Source organism: Corallococcus sp. AB030, from assembly GCF_003668965.1.
Classification (GTDB): Bacteria; Myxococcota; Myxococcia; order Myxococcales; family Myxococcaceae; genus Corallococcus; species Corallococcus exiguus.
The window spans coordinates 91,029-104,847 of sequence record NZ_RAWQ01000007.1; the positions used below are offsets into that span (position 1 = coordinate 91,029).

Annotated in this window: 10 protein-coding genes; 6 read left to right on the plus strand and 4 right to left on the minus strand. The window is 68.7% G+C overall.

The genetic code is table 11. The features are described from left to right. The first annotated feature begins 116 nt into the window (after positions 1-116). Together D7Y15_RS03575 and D7Y15_RS03580 are read left to right on the plus strand one after the other, a co-directional pair. Complete coding sequence (locus D7Y15_RS03575; RefSeq protein WP_120579027.1) at positions 117-1,616, plus strand: DUF1570 domain-containing protein; 1,500 nt, start codon at positions 117-119, stop codon at positions 1,614-1,616. A 44-nt stretch (positions 1,617-1,660) separates the two neighbouring features. Beyond that, positions 1,661-5,173 carry a hypothetical protein gene (locus tag D7Y15_RS03580; protein WP_121751700.1) on the plus strand — a complete coding sequence of 1,171 codons (3,513 nt, stop codon included), beginning with the start codon at positions 1,661-1,663 and terminating at the stop codon, positions 5,171-5,173. A gap of 65 nt (positions 5,174-5,238) precedes the next feature. On the opposite strand, the gene D7Y15_RS03585 is transcribed toward D7Y15_RS03580, so the two are convergent. Beyond that, positions 5,239-6,603 carry a cytochrome B6 gene (locus D7Y15_RS03585; protein ID WP_233597237.1) on the minus strand — a complete coding sequence of 455 codons (1,365 nt, stop codon included), beginning with the start codon at positions 6,601-6,603 and terminating at the stop codon, positions 5,239-5,241. A gap of 227 nt (positions 6,604-6,830) precedes the next feature. Continuing rightward, a complete protein-coding gene (locus D7Y15_RS03590; RefSeq protein ID WP_233597238.1) occupies positions 6,831-8,435 on the minus strand; it encodes an alpha/beta-hydrolase family protein in 1,605 nt (534 codons plus the stop codon). 278 nt (positions 8,436-8,713) lie between these two features. Here D7Y15_RS03590 and D7Y15_RS03595 point away from each other — a divergent pair, with 278 nt between their 5' ends. The 4 genes from D7Y15_RS03595 to D7Y15_RS03610 all read left to right on the plus strand — a co-directional run bounded on the left by D7Y15_RS03595 (position 8,714) and on the right by D7Y15_RS03610 (position 12,108). After that, entirely contained in the window at positions 8,714-9,298 is a 585-nt protein-coding gene (locus D7Y15_RS03595) for a hypothetical protein (protein WP_120579031.1), read from the plus strand. 9 nt (positions 9,299-9,307) lie between these two features. Next, positions 9,308-10,558, plus strand: coding sequence for a cytochrome c (locus tag D7Y15_RS03600; protein ID WP_121751701.1), 1,251 nt, complete (start codon positions 9,308-9,310; stop codon positions 10,556-10,558). Positions 10,559-10,660: 102 nt separating this feature from the next. Further along, complete coding sequence (locus D7Y15_RS03605; RefSeq protein WP_120579033.1) at positions 10,661-11,332, plus strand: SDR family oxidoreductase; 672 nt, start codon at positions 10,661-10,663, stop codon at positions 11,330-11,332. Further along, positions 11,332-12,108, plus strand: coding sequence for an SDR family NAD(P)-dependent oxidoreductase (locus D7Y15_RS03610; protein ID WP_120579034.1), 777 nt, complete (start codon positions 11,332-11,334; stop codon positions 12,106-12,108). The genes D7Y15_RS03605 and D7Y15_RS03610 overlap by 1 nt, the downstream gene beginning before the upstream one ends. Here D7Y15_RS03610 and D7Y15_RS03615 read toward each other — a convergent pair. Both D7Y15_RS03615 and D7Y15_RS03620 read right to left on the minus strand, forming a co-directional pair. Next, entirely contained in the window at positions 12,088-12,693 is a 606-nt protein-coding gene (locus tag D7Y15_RS03615) for a TetR/AcrR family transcriptional regulator (RefSeq protein WP_233597239.1), read from the minus strand. The genes D7Y15_RS03610 and D7Y15_RS03615 overlap by 21 nt on opposite strands. Before the next feature lie 68 nt (positions 12,694-12,761). Further along, a partial coding sequence (locus tag D7Y15_RS03620) for a saccharopine dehydrogenase (protein ID WP_120579036.1) occupies positions 12,762-13,819 on the minus strand: 1,058 nt, incomplete at its 5' end.

Here is a 13,819-nt window from a genome sequence, read left to right on the forward strand (position 1 = left end):
CCGGATTCACTGATGATTCATCGCAATCCAGGGGCCACCGTGGGGGTCGGAGCGCCCCTTCGCAATGCCGGGGGGCCCTGTCCTTTCACCCGGTGGGTGTGCCAGAAGCCGCGGCCATGGGCATTCGCTTGGGGCTCCTCGGGTTGGCGTTGACGTTGTTTTCAGGCTGCACGGCGAGCCGGGCCCTGTGTCCGGCCGAGGGTGGACGGCCCTGGCGCGAGGTGCGCAGCACGCACTTCCGCGTGCGCACGAACCTGGAGGAACAGGCGGCGGCGAAGAGCGCGGTGGAGTTGGAGGAGTTCCGGCGGGCGCTGCTCCTGGCCTGGGGCGCGGGCTTCGACCCGCCGGGCACGGTGGACGTCATCGTGCTCAGCAATCCCCGCGACCTGGAGGAGTTCACGGACGCGCGCTACGCGGGCTTCGCCGGCCAGACGCCCGATGGCCCCCGGATGGTGATGACGGGGGGCGGCGGCTACCTGCTGGCGGACACGACGGGTGACAAGGAGACCCAGGCCCACGAGCTGGCGCACTACCTGAGCGCCTACGCCCTGCTCCGCCAGCCCCGCTGGGTATCGGAAGGCCTGGCGTCCTACCTGCAGACCATCACCATCCGGCCCAGCGACCGCAACGTGGTGCTGGGCCGGGCCAGCCCGGCGCTGCTCCAGTACGTGCGCGCGCACGGCTGGCTCACGCTGGACGAGCTGTGGCAGTGGGATGGCAAGACGAACCAGAGCACCGCGGAGCTCCAGCTTCACTACGCCTCGTCGTGGCTGTGGGTGCACTACCTCATCAACGAGCACGGCGACCGTTTCAGCGCCTTCCAGGCTCAGCTGGCCCGGGGCGAGGACCCCCAGCGCGCCTTCGCGGCGGCCTTCCAGGGCGACACCTCCTACCCGGCCGCGCTCGCCAACTACGTGCGGTTGGGGCGCTATGCCATCTCCACCCAGCCCCTGCCGCCCGTGCCCACGCAAACCCAGACACGCGCCCTGGAGCCCGCGGACGTGCACGTCATCCGGGCCCTCCTCTTTACCCAGACGCCCGGGGACGTGCCGCGGGAGGAGCGCCAGCGCAAGGCGGCCCTGGAGCTGGAGCAGGCGCTGAAGGAGGACCCGACCCACGTGGAGACCCAGCGGATGCAGGCCGAGACGTTGGACAAGGCCGAGCGGCTGAAGCTCGCGCGCGTGCTGGTGGAGCAGCATCCGGAGGATGGGCGCGCGTGGGACCTGCTCGCCACGGCGCTGCAGGCCGAAGGCGACATGTCCGCCACCCAGGAGCAGGCCCGCCAGCGTGCCGCGAAGCTGCTGCCGGACAGCCCCTCCGCCCAGAACGGCCTGGCCTGGTACTACGTGCTCACCGAGCAGCCCCAGAAGGGGCTCGCCCCGGCCCGGCGCGCGCTGTGGCTGATGCCGGGCGACCCGATCATCCTCAACACCCAGACGGCGCTGCTCTTCCAGACCGGGCGCTGCAACGAGGCCGTGGCCATGGGGCGGCGTACGCTCGACATGTTCCGCGACGGGTTCTCGGATGAGATTCGCCAGACGTTCAAGCGCATCTACGCAACCCAAGAGGCGAACTGCGTCCCCGCCTCGACCGCGTCGTCGACGCAGTCGAATTAGCCCCAGTTGACGGAAGGCTGCGTGAGACAGTTACACCGCGTCTCATGCATCCTCACCCCGCGTCTCGAATTCCCTGGCGGGCCAGCGCCCTGGCCCTGCTCTGCATCAACGTGGCATGTGATTCATTGCCTGCCGCGGAGCCGCCTCCACCCTCGTCGCTCGCCACGTCCGAAGCCCGGCTGGACCCGCCGACGCAGTTCCGCGAAGTGGCCTTCGTGGGCACCGCCGCGTGTTCCAACGACTACAGCCGCATCGACAACTGTTACAACGCGGAGAACCCCCAGCGCCCCAGCATCTTCCGCGAGCTGTCGGCGGCGTGGCGCCCCTATCGCGACGCCAGCACCACGCCGCTGTCCGTGCGCCCCTCGGCGCTCACCGGTGTGATGCAGCCGTTCCCTCCGTTCGAATACGACAACGGATGGAGCGCGCCGCGCACGCCGGAGACCGCGGACGCGTCCCAGGCCATCCAGGTGATGCCCTTCAACCGGGGCAGCAACGACGGACGGCTCTTCGTGCGCGGCGGCTGCCGTGGCTGCGCCGAGGGCTCCACGCTCTACACCTTCCGGCCGGAGCTGCTGGGCCCGGACTTCCGCTACGACTTCGCCCAGAAGGGCACCCGCTACGTGCAGCCCACATGGCAGCCGGGGCTCCATCCCTTCGTCGCCTTCAACCCGATGCCCGGCTACAGCCGGCTCGCGGCGAAGAACAACAATGACTTTCCGGACATGCTCCACAGCACGCTGTGCGAGGACTCCGTGTCGTCGCTGAACGCGGGGGGCCGCGGCCGCAACCCGCTGGCGTGCCGGGCCCGCTACGAGTCCACGTCGCCGTGGGTTTCCGGGGACTGCTACGACATCTCCCTCGTCTACGGAATGGTCGCCTCCGACGGGAAGCGCTGGGAGCTGCGCTCGACGGCGCTCACCGTCTTCGTGCGCAATCCCAAGCTCGCGACGGCGGGTGACTCCGTGGGCGGCGGCGTCCAGAACTGGGGCCTCTGGGTCTACCCGCGCAACCCCGAAGGCGAGTCCAAGTCCCTGCCCACCTGGGACCTGCCGCCGTTCCGCCCGTTCAACGTCCACGACTCCAACTGGGGAGACATGAGCACCGGCTCCACATACAGCGTCCCCGGGGCGCCGGACACCATCGACTGGATCCGGCTGTTCACGCAGAACGCCAGCTTCCAGTGCTACGTCCCCAAGAAGATCTTCGGCTTCACCTACTACGTCCGCAACACCGCCGCCACCGCACCCAAGTGGTGCCAGTTCTTCGACCGGCAGAGCTTCGCGGGTGACCTGAAGGTGGAGGACGACGAGGACGCCGTCATCGGCAATGGCTCCACCTGGAACGGCGTCATCGGAAACGGGCCGGATGAGAAGCACCTGGCGATGTTCGAGCCCGCGACCAGCGGCGATGGCCGGATGCTCATCCTGAACATGGGCGGCCTCTTCTACGCGTCCTCGGACGCCATCTGCCAGGCCGCGACCTGGAGTCACTTCAAGCCCATCAGCATGATGCCCATGGACCCCGCGGTGAACACCCGCTACGAGCTGGCCCGCTCGCAGGTCATCAACGGCCAGCCGCGCAACTTCCGCGACACGATGGGCAACCCCATCCCCTTCGGCGTGCGCAACCAGGGCGCGTACGCATGGCTGGACCGCGAAGGCAAGAACCTGTTCTTCGCGGCGAAGAACAACCCCCATGACGGCTACTACGCGCGAAAGGTGGCGAGGGAGGATCGCTCCGCGCCCGTCTCCTACCTCGATGAGCTGTGGAGCGAGCCCGCGTCCGACGCGGACCGGGCCCGATTCAACCCGGACCGCGCGCCGGCGCAGGCCATCAGCGTGCTGGGGGCCTGGACGCACGGCAAGGCCGTCATCCTGGACAACGGCATGAGCATCACTGACCTGGGAGGCAACAGCGAGGACCGCTACCAGCGCACCTATTCCCTGCGCCTCTACGCGGGCGCGGACCTGTCCCTGTCGCCCAAGGGCAGCTCGCAGCTGTTCTCGTTCGAGAACCAGCTCAACACCTTCAATGCCTTGCGGCCCACGCTCCCGTTCGACGTGGTGTGGAACTTCCAATCCAACACCCAGCGCAACTCCGAGGTGGCCTTCGACGACTACCTCAACAAGCGCGCCTTCGTGGTGACGCACATGAACGCGGCCATGCGCATGGACGTGTCTCCGGAAGGCCCGCTGCGCGCGGAGACCTTCCCGCAGGATGGCTTCATGCCCACCCGCAACGCGTGGGCCTACGTGCGCGGAGGCGACATCGCGGACTTCAAATTCATGCGCAATCCGCTGGCGCAGAACGCGGCCACGGGCAGCCCGCTGTTCGGCACGGATGGGCCGCAGCCCCCCGCCTCCGTGCGGCTGCGAGGCGGCGCGCGCATCGAACCGGTGGCCCTGGGCGGCGTCAGCGGCAAGGGCGTCTGGCTGGATGGCCGCAACGACTTCATGGACATGGGCTACCCGGTGGACGGCTCGCGCCGCGACTGGCTGTTCGGCATCTGGCTGGACTCCCGGATGGATCCGCCGTTCGTCCCCCGGCCCGGCGGCGTCTCACGCACGGTGCCTCGCACGCTGTTCTACTTCTCCGACAACTCGTGGGTGGGCCTGGTGCAGGCCGTCGACGGCGACTCCAACACGTGGCACGAGCTCACCGGCTACAACGGCCAGACGGGCTCCACGTTCACCGTCAACCTGGGTTCGCTGGTGCAGCCCGGCAAATACTTCCACTTCGGCATGAAGGTCTACACCCTCGCCGGGCAGCGGAAGCTCACGTTCTACATCAACGGCACGGCGCACTCGTCGCTGACCGTGGCGCCCTACGACGTGGGCTTCGACCCGATGTACAACTCCATGAACGGCTGGACGTGGATGACGGTTGGCGACCCGGGCCCCAACTTCGTCCAGGGTCAGACGCGGCTGCCATTCCATGGCTGGGTGGATGAGCTGCGCATCTACGCGCTCTCCCCCGGGGATATCGTGCGGCCCTGGGTGGAGGAATTGCTGTGCAACCAGGCGCTGGGAACGACCGTGGACCTGACCTACCGCCCTCCGGAGGTGTATTCGCCGGTGCTGGAGACGCTGCGCTCACGTTCGGTCCAATACCCGCTCTCGTCGGGCCGGGCCCTGTGTGAGCAGCTGCGGCTGGGGTCCTACGTGGAGCCGCTGGACTACCCGGCCCAGTCGGGCGAGCACCTGTGCATCGACCGTGTGCACAAGAATCCCCATTCCGTGCAGCAGTGGCGCGAGCGCTGTCTGCGTACGTCGATGATGGCCATGCCCCATCTGGAGGCCGCGCTGCCTCGCCCGGACTCCAGCAGCAACGCCTTCTGTCAGTCGTGCCACACGTCCAGCGCGCCGCTGCCGGGCTTGCGGATGGGTGCCCTCACCGCTGGCGGCGTCAACCGCTACCAGGATCCACGCCGCCAGCCGATGAACGTTCCGGCGGTCCTGGGCGGGGTCGTGCCGCCCTGGCTGCTCGTGCGCATGGACCAGCCGGACGGCACCTTCACGCTGGATCACCACTTCGACTGGCTCAACGCCCCCTGAGCGCGCGGCAGGCCTCCTCCTCTCAGTCGTTTCTCGAGGCCTGCCGCTTTCCGTGCTCGCAGCCGTCAGAGCACGCGCATGAAGGCGACCAGGTCTTTCTTCTCCTGCTCACTGAGCCTGGTCTCCAGCACGATGTTGAAGAACTCCACGGTGTCCTCCAGCGTCATGAGGCGTCCATCGTGGAGATAGGGTGGGCTCTCCTTGATACCTCGTAGGGGGAACGTCTTGATGGGACCATCCGCGCCCATCACCATCCCGTTCACCAGCCGGGGCTTGTAGAAGCGCTCCGCTTGCAGGTTGTGCATCAGGTTGTCTGTGTAATACGGCGGCGTGTGACACACGAAGCACTGCGCTTTGCCGAAGAAGAGGTTCTGGCCGCGCATCTCCGGCTCGGTGGCCTTCTTGGGGTCCAGCTTCCCGTCGAAGCGCAGCTTGGGCGCCGGTGGGAAGTCCATGATCTCCTGGAACTCCGCCATGAAGTGCACCTGGCTGCCGCGCTCGAGGATGTTGACGCCCTTCTTCGTGGCGATGACCGGGTCGCCATCGAAGTAGGCCGCGCGCTGTTCGAACTCGGTGAAGTCCTCCACCGTCTTGAGCGCGCGCTGCGAGCCAAACAGGCGCTGGATGTTCACCCCGCGCAGCGTCGGCGTCTCGATGCGGTGGCGGAACGCCTGGGGACGGATGTCTCCCACCAGGTGGGTGGAGCCATTGGTGTGGCCATTGACATGACAGTCGAAGCACGTCACGCCCCGGCTGGGGAGCTCCGAGCGGCGGTCCGAGGTCTGATTGAACTGCTGCTGGGGAAAGGGCGTGACGAGCAACCGCAAGCCTTCCAACTGCTTGGGGTTCAGGATGCCGTTGAACAGGTCCTGATGGTTCATGATCGTGACCAGCTTGCCCTGGGACACGTCACCCAGGTCCGGCCGCGTGGTGAGGAAGATGGCGGGCGGGAACTCTGGCAGCAGGTGGTCGGGCAGGTCGAAGTCCAGGTCGAACCGCGTGAGGTCCCGGGCCTCCTGCCGCTTGATTTCATCGATGTGGAACTTGGGGAAGAGCATGCCGCCTTCCGGTTGATTCGGATGGGGCAGCGGCATGAAGCCACCCGGGAAGAGCCCCTTCTCGCGAACCACTTCCGGAGGCATGGCGGCCAGGCTCGCCCAGGTGACTCCCGGGGGGAGCTTGACCCGCACGCCCTCCTGCACGGGCTTACCGCGGCTCATGGTGACGCCCGGCGCGGGTTTGTTCCCCAGATCGTAGCGTTGGTTGAGGAGCTGTTGGTGGCGCGCTGTGACTTTCGGCTTCTCGGCCTTCATCCGGGCCATGACCTGGGCGAAGGGCTCCGTCTGGTCGACGGGCATGTAACTGGTGGCGCCGCGCGGAGATATCTCCTGAGCCTGCGCGGCTCCAGAGTCCAACAGGATCAGCCCCATGACAGCGATTGCGATAGGCGGACGGCCGAATAGAGACGGTTCCATGCGTGCGCTCCTTCTGTCTTGCTTCATCCAGGCTGACGTCCTGTCTCCCGGTCAAGCTATTCGATTCGTGTTCGCACCCGCCCGCGCATTGGCGCGAACCGTTGGCCAGTTCATACTCATACTGGAGCAAGAATGTGATGTTCTGGGTGAATGGGCTGAGTCTGGCGATTGCGCATCGCCGCTCAGTCGTTCTTCGAGGCATCCCGTGCAAGGAGGAGGTCCCGCAGCCGTGCCGTCTGTTCCGCGCTCCAGCCCTCGGGCCGCAGGAGCGCGGCCCAGCCGTCCACGTGCTCGGCGGTGTAGACGTGGCCGTGGCCGGCGGGCACCTCCATGCCCAGGGGAAGGTCCGCCGTCACCTGCCAGAACGTCACGAAGGGGATCCACACCATCTGGCCCAGGACGTCATCGCCTCGCGGCTCGCGCAGCCAGTCCGGCCGCTGTACCAGGAGCCGGGGACTCCACCAGATGATGGGGTCGGAGGGATGCAGCAGGTACAGCACGCGCGACCCTCCCCACGGCGCGGACGCGGGCGGGATGTCCGTCCCCGGCCGGCGGCTGAAGCGGACGATGCGGCCCTGCCGGTAGATGGGCTCCACCTCGGGGCTGCCCGGATCCCGGTGGTCGGTGAACGCGCGATACAGGGTGTTGAAGTTCGGCGGCCCCACGAAGAGGACCCCGTCGGTGCGGTTGGCCAGGTCCCGCTCGCCGCTGAACGCCGTCTCCCCGCCGTAGGAGCCCAGGCTCTCTCCGAACACCAGCAGCTTCGGGCGCTGGCCGGGAGGAAGCCTGGACCAGCGTTCGTAGACTTCATCGAAGAGCGCACGGCCTGACTCCCGGGCCCGTTCCTGATCCACCAGAACGGAGAGCCACGACCACAGATGCGAGTACTGCATGGCGACGATCGCGGAGTCACCGCCGGTCATGTACTCGAAGGCGTCCACGGCCTCCGGCACCACCCAGCCACTGCCCGTGGTCGTCACCACCAGCAGGTATGCGCGGTCGAAGCCACCGGCCCGCTCCAGGTCATCGACCGCGAGCGCCGCGCGGGCCTCCGCATCCGGCGCGGAGGCGAAGCCGGCGTACGCGCGAATGGGTTCCTTCACCGCCGCGCCATGGAAGCGGGAGAGCTCTTCGACCGAAGGCCCTCGCCCGATGAAGTTGCGCCCTTCCCGTCCGAGGGACTCCCAGGGAATGCGTGAACCCGCGCCTCCAGAGCGCACCGCGGTGCGGGGAGGAATCACGCCCTCGTCGGTCATCGTGTCCTGCACCGCCAGGGTGCGGTCCGCCGCGGAGATGAGTCCGTCCCACAGCACGCCGCTGGCCACCAACGCGGTGAGCACCACGACGGCCAGTCCACTCGTCGCCCGGGCCGCGCGAGGACCGATGTGTCTTGCGAGTCGGGTGGCCAGCGCGCGGGTCACGGCGCGCAGGCCACGTCCCACGGCGATGAGCACGAAGAAGACGACCGCCGCGACGAAGGGGGCGAGCAGATACCCCGCGCGGCCAGACGAGGGCATGCCCATGAGCTCGCGGAGGCGCTGTTGCCAGTGCCAGCCCAGTAGCAGCGAGGCAGCCAACGCCACGATGGCCGTCAGGAAGAATGCATCCCATGCGCGCCGTTGGGGCGCCCTCGCGGGGCGGTCCGCGAACTCCCGCCAGAGCCAGGCGCCCAGGCACCCGAGCCCATAGCCGATGGCCGCGCTGAGGCCGCTGACGAAGCCCTGGAACGATCCGCTGCGCGGCAGCAGGGACGGAGTGAAAGCCAGACAAGCGAAGAGGAGCGCCACCCAGGCCCCCGGCAAGGTGTAGCGGAGCCAGCGAGGCCAGGCCCTGCTGGCACGTCTGGCATGGCTCGCTGCGACAGGTTGCTCGGCGTGGGTGAGGAAGTGCTCCATTCGAACTCCCCGCAGGTGCGCCGGCTCTCCAGAACGCACTCCAAAGGGTAGGCCCCATGACCGCTCCCCGGCAGCGTGCGCACGCCGTGCCGGCTCCGCGACTGCCAATGGGTTCAGCCGCCAGGTGGGCCCACTCGCACTCGCGGCGAAGTGCCTGATAGCCTCACCAGATGCTTCCCCGCGCCCTCGCTCCCATCCTGGTCGGTGCCCTGTTCCTGTGGCCGCTGCGTGCGCTCGCCTGCATCAACGCGATGGACACCGCGGCGAGGGACTTCCATCTGCCCTTTTTGGCGGAGCTGTTCTTCTGGAGCGCGGGCGCGGTGGTCATGAACCGCGTCTTCATCCACAACGTCTGGGGACCGACCGCGGAGGGACAGCCCCGGCCAACGGCCGCGCGCCGGAACTTCTTCCTCGTCTTCGGCGTCGCCCTCGTCCTGTTGCTGGGAGCGGCCTGGGTGGGCGGGAGCTTCATGGACGTCAGTGATCAGGCTCTCGGCTATTGCGCGATCAGCCCTTCCGGCCTGGTGGTGCTGGTGGCCAGCCCCATCGCGCTCTTCGTCCTGCAAGCCCTCTACTTCCATGGACCGGGCCGGCGGCGGTTTTGTGGCACAAGACGCAAGGCCATCATGAGCCTGGTGCTCACGTCGGCCGTACTGGTGCTGGGGTTGGGGATGGCCCGCGAGTCCCTCATCTTCCCGGAGCTCCTCTGCCACAACACGCGGCTCAGCTACTGGTCCCCCGCCTCCTATTACTGAGCGATCCTCGTGGCATTGCGCGCCCCTCCCCTCGGCACCCTGGCCGGCGTCGCGCTCGTCGTGGCCATGGCCGGTGGTGGCTACGTGCTCGTCCGTGACGCGGACGTGCTGGCGTTGCGTCTGCCAACGCGGGTGCTGGCTCCCGCGAAGCACTCACCGGCGACGCCACGGGAGGCCGTGGAGCATTTCCAGTGCAATCGCTGTCACGTCGTCCCCGGGCTCGAACCGGTGTCCGCGCAACTGAGCGAGAACTGCGTCACGTGCCACCAGGCCATCAGCGCCGGACGAATGGACCTCTGGTACAAGCAGGCGGAGGTCGAGCGATGGAAGGGACACATCACCCACCTGGTGAGGACCCCGGACCTCGGCTCGCTGAGCCAGCGGGTCAAGCGCGAGTGGCTCGTCTCCTGGCTCCAGGCACCGCACGTGGTGAGGCCGCTCTACGGCGCCACCATGCCCCGGATGAAGGTGGGCCCGAAGGACGCGGAGCTGCTCGCGGACTACTTCGCGGTGACCGAGGCGGAGTCGGCGGAACTCGCGCGAGGTGAGGTGGAGGCGGGCCGGGCGCTCTACGCGGAGCACGCATGCGCGAGCTGTCACTACCGGGGGGACTTCCCGCTCGTGTCCCTGCGCTATGGCGCGCCGGAGTTCAACAGCCCCTCGGCTCGGAGGCGGGCCCCGGATCTTCGCCACGTTCGCGACCGCATGTCCCTGGCGCAGCTGCGGAACTGGCTGACGGATCCGCACCGCATCCTCCCTGACACGGAGATGCCTACCTTCTCGTTCACGCCCAAGCAGGTCGAGGATCTGGCGGCCTTCCTGCGCGAGCCCCTGCCGAAGGTGGATGCAGCGCCAGTCCCCCGCTACCAACCCCGGAGGCTGGATCGCGAGGTCCACTATCCGGAGGTGGCGCAAAAGCTCTCACGGCATCTCTGCTTCCACTGCCACTCCGACATGCGGCGGCCCGGAGATCAGGGGCCTGGGAACACGGGCGGGTTCGGCTACGACGGTGTCTCGCTCGACATGGCCACGCGGGCCGGCATCGTCCGGGGCATCCAACGCGACGGCCAGTTTCGCGGGCTCCCGGATCGACTGGAGGACGGGACGCCACGGCTGGTGGCCGCACTGCTCGCACGCCAGGGGGAGCTGGACGGGCACTTCCAGCCGGGAGTGCTGGGCATGCCCCTGGGCCTGCCGCCCATTCCCGAAGAGGAGATCGATCTCATCTTCACGTGGATTGAACAGGGCGCGCCCGAATAGCCCGAGAGCGGATTCGCACCCCGCCTCTGAGTATTCCCCCTTGGCTCGCTTTCCATGGACTACCCTGGCCATGGGGATGAACCCGGGGGAGAGGTACGGCGCTTGAGCATTCGGAATGTCATCGTCATCGGAGGCACGGGCGACATCGGGCGCGCCGTCGTCCACAAGCTGCGCGCGGAGGGCCTGCGCGTGGTGTGCGCCGCGAGCGACGTGACGACGGAGACGCCGGACTGCCTGCACGTGGATGTCACGCGCGAGGACTCCGTGGTGGCGCTGTTCAAGCGGGCGGAGGCGGAGACGGGCCCCATCGAGGTCCTCGTCAACTGCGCGGGCGTCGGAGTCTTCACGCCGCTCCACGAGACGTCCCTCGATGACTGGAACCGGATGATGGACGTGAACCTCACGGGCACGTTCCTGTGCGCGCGCGAGGCCTTCCGGCGAATGAAGCCCCGAGGCGGCGGGCGGATCATCCACATCGGGTCCGTGAGCGACCACCTCACGCTGCCCATGAACGGGGCCTACGCCGCGACGAAGCATGGCGTCCGTGGATTGACTGGCGTCCTGAACGAGGAGGGCAAGTCGTTCGGCATCCGCGCCACCCTGCTGTCGCTCGGCGCCGTGTACACCGCCTTCTGGAAGTCGCGGCCGGAGTTCAGTCCGGCCGACATGCTCGCCGTGGAGGACGTGGCCCAGTGCATCTGGGAGATCGCGATCAAGCCCCCGAACGTGCGGATCGACGAGATGCGGCTCGTCCCGCCGCAGGGGGTCCTCTGATGGAGACGCAGCCGAAGGCACCTGTCGCCGTCGTCACCGGGGCCAGCCGGGGGATTGGAGCGGCCATCGCCACCCTGCTGTCCCGGAACGGGTTCGAGGTGGTCCTGGTGTCCCGCGATGTCGCCGCGCTGGAGCAACTCCAGAACCAGCTGCTCCAGGCCGGGGGCCGCGCGTGGCCGCTGGCCTGCGACGTCGCGAACAGGGACGAGGTGGAGTCAGCGCTCGGCCGGCTCGAAGCGAAGGTGGGCGTGCCCCGGGTGCTCGTGAACAACGCGGGCCTGGGTGGGCCGTTTCATCGCGCGGACGAGGTGAGCGTCGCCGAGTGGGATCTGCTGTTCGGCGTGAACGTGGAGGGCGTGCGCAACCTGTGTCAGTGGGCGCTGCCGCGGATGAAGGCGGAAGGCCATGGGCGCATCGTGAACGTCGCATCCATCATGGGCCTCTTCGGTGGCGCCCAGTCGTCCACCTACGCGGCCACGAAGCACGCGCTCGTGGGTTATTCGAAGGCCATCGCCGCGGAGTGGGGAGCCTACGGCATCACCTGCAACGCGGTCTGTCCCGGCTACATCGAGACGGACATGCTGGCGAAGGCACCCCCTGCCTCACGCCAGCGATTGCAGGAGCGAATCCCAGCGAAGCGCTTCGGAACGCCCGAAGAGGTGGCGGGCCTGGTGGCGTTCCTCGCGGGACCCGCTGGCGGCTACGTCAACGGGAGCGCCCTGGTGATGGACGGTGGGCTGTCATCCCATCTGGCGTCAGACCTGCCGTCGTTCTGAGCCTGGAAGCAACACCTGCTCCAGCAGCACGCGCAGCTCCTGCTCCAGCCCCGGCACCGAGGCGCCGCGCAGGTTCCCGCCGCCCCGGAAGAGGGACAGGCCTTCGAAGAGGGCGACCAGCAGCGCCGCTCTCCGGTCCCTGCGTGCCGGGGTGAGGTCGGGTGACAGCTCCCGAAGCAGCTCCACGACGCCCGCGCGATAGCCGGCGTAGAAGACCGTGAGGGTGTCGGCGACCATGGTGTCCCTCGCGGCCATTGCCCACAGCTCCGCGAAGAACTGGCAGGCGTGCGGTGAGTCCTGGTCCTCCAGGATGGCGTCCACGGCGAGCCGGAGCCGCTGCGCCGGTTCGCTGCCTCCACCCGCCATCCGCTCGCGGACCCGCTGGAGGGCCTGCTCCAGGTAGCGCGCCAGCAGTGCCCGCACCACGTCCTGCTTGGTGGGGAAGTAGTACTGGAGATTCCCCAGGCTCACGCCCGCGCGCTGGGCCACGACGCGCAAGCTGAGTCCCGCGTAGCCATCGCCGGCCAGGACCTCCATGGTCGCGTCGAGGATGCGCTCCACGCGCTCGGTGCCCTTGGCATGCACCGCGGTTCCCTTCCGGGGGCTCGGCGAGGGGAGTGTCCCAGGAGCCTTCGTGCTCGAGCGGCGGGCCATCAAGCCGCCTCGCGCGCCAGCCGCTCGTCGATCCGGACCTCGACGCCGCAGGCTCGCAGGGTGGCCAGCATCTCGTCGGGCCGGGACTCATGCTCCGGGAACCACACGCCCGGGGGTGGCGGCGGCGCTCCATCCAGTCCCAGGAGCCGCTCAGCGCCCAGCAACGCGCCGACGGCGGTGAGGTGGGCCTGTCCCAGGGGATCCACGACTTCGATGCGGACGTGCCCCCGCTCGCCCTCCACATCCGCCACCCACGCGGCTTCGCCCCCCGTGTTGCTGCCGGTGAGCAGCGTCCGTCGCAGAGGCGTCCAGCGGGGGTGCTGGAGCAGCCGGAGGATCCCCAGCCGCTGGAGCGCGACGAGCGTCCACGTCGCGAAGCCCGAGTCGAAGCCCAGCCGTGTCGTCACCGTCCGCGCGCCCAGCACGCGGGGCAGCGTCGCTTGTTCGGGCGTGTCGAGCCGGAAGACGCGGGTGTGGCGTCCGTCGGAGAACCGCACCCGCCGACCGTCCGTCAGCGGAAGCACCTGCCGCTCTTGTCCGTCCTCCGTCACCTCGAAGGATAGGCCCAGGCGGTCCATGTACTCCAACGAGTCCGGCCCTGCCTGATCCGCGAGCGCGAAGCGGATGGCCACCTCCACACGCTCCAGGCGCCCCACCGTCCGCGCCGCCGTCGCCACGAGGCGAGGAACCAGCCCCGCCATCCAAGCGGACCCGAGCAACACCGGCGCGCCCGGCGTCGCACCGGAGAGCCGCAGCACCGTGGCCTTCAGCCGGGAAGTCCACCGGGTGATGTCCAACACGGGCACCCCGCCACGCGACGCCGCCAGCAGCAGCGTGTCCTCCGGGTCATTGACCAGGGACAGCACGGCCCGGGGCTTCCCGCCCAGCGCCGCCAACGCCTGAGGCGAGCGGACATCCAGAGCAACGCCCTCGGCCCGTCCCAGACGCGCGGCCAGCTCCCTGGCGGGCGCATCCCGGCGCCCCGCGATGAGCAGCGGCAGGTCCGGGTGACGCTCCCTCAGCAACAAGGCGAGCTGCGCCCCCACCACCCCATAGC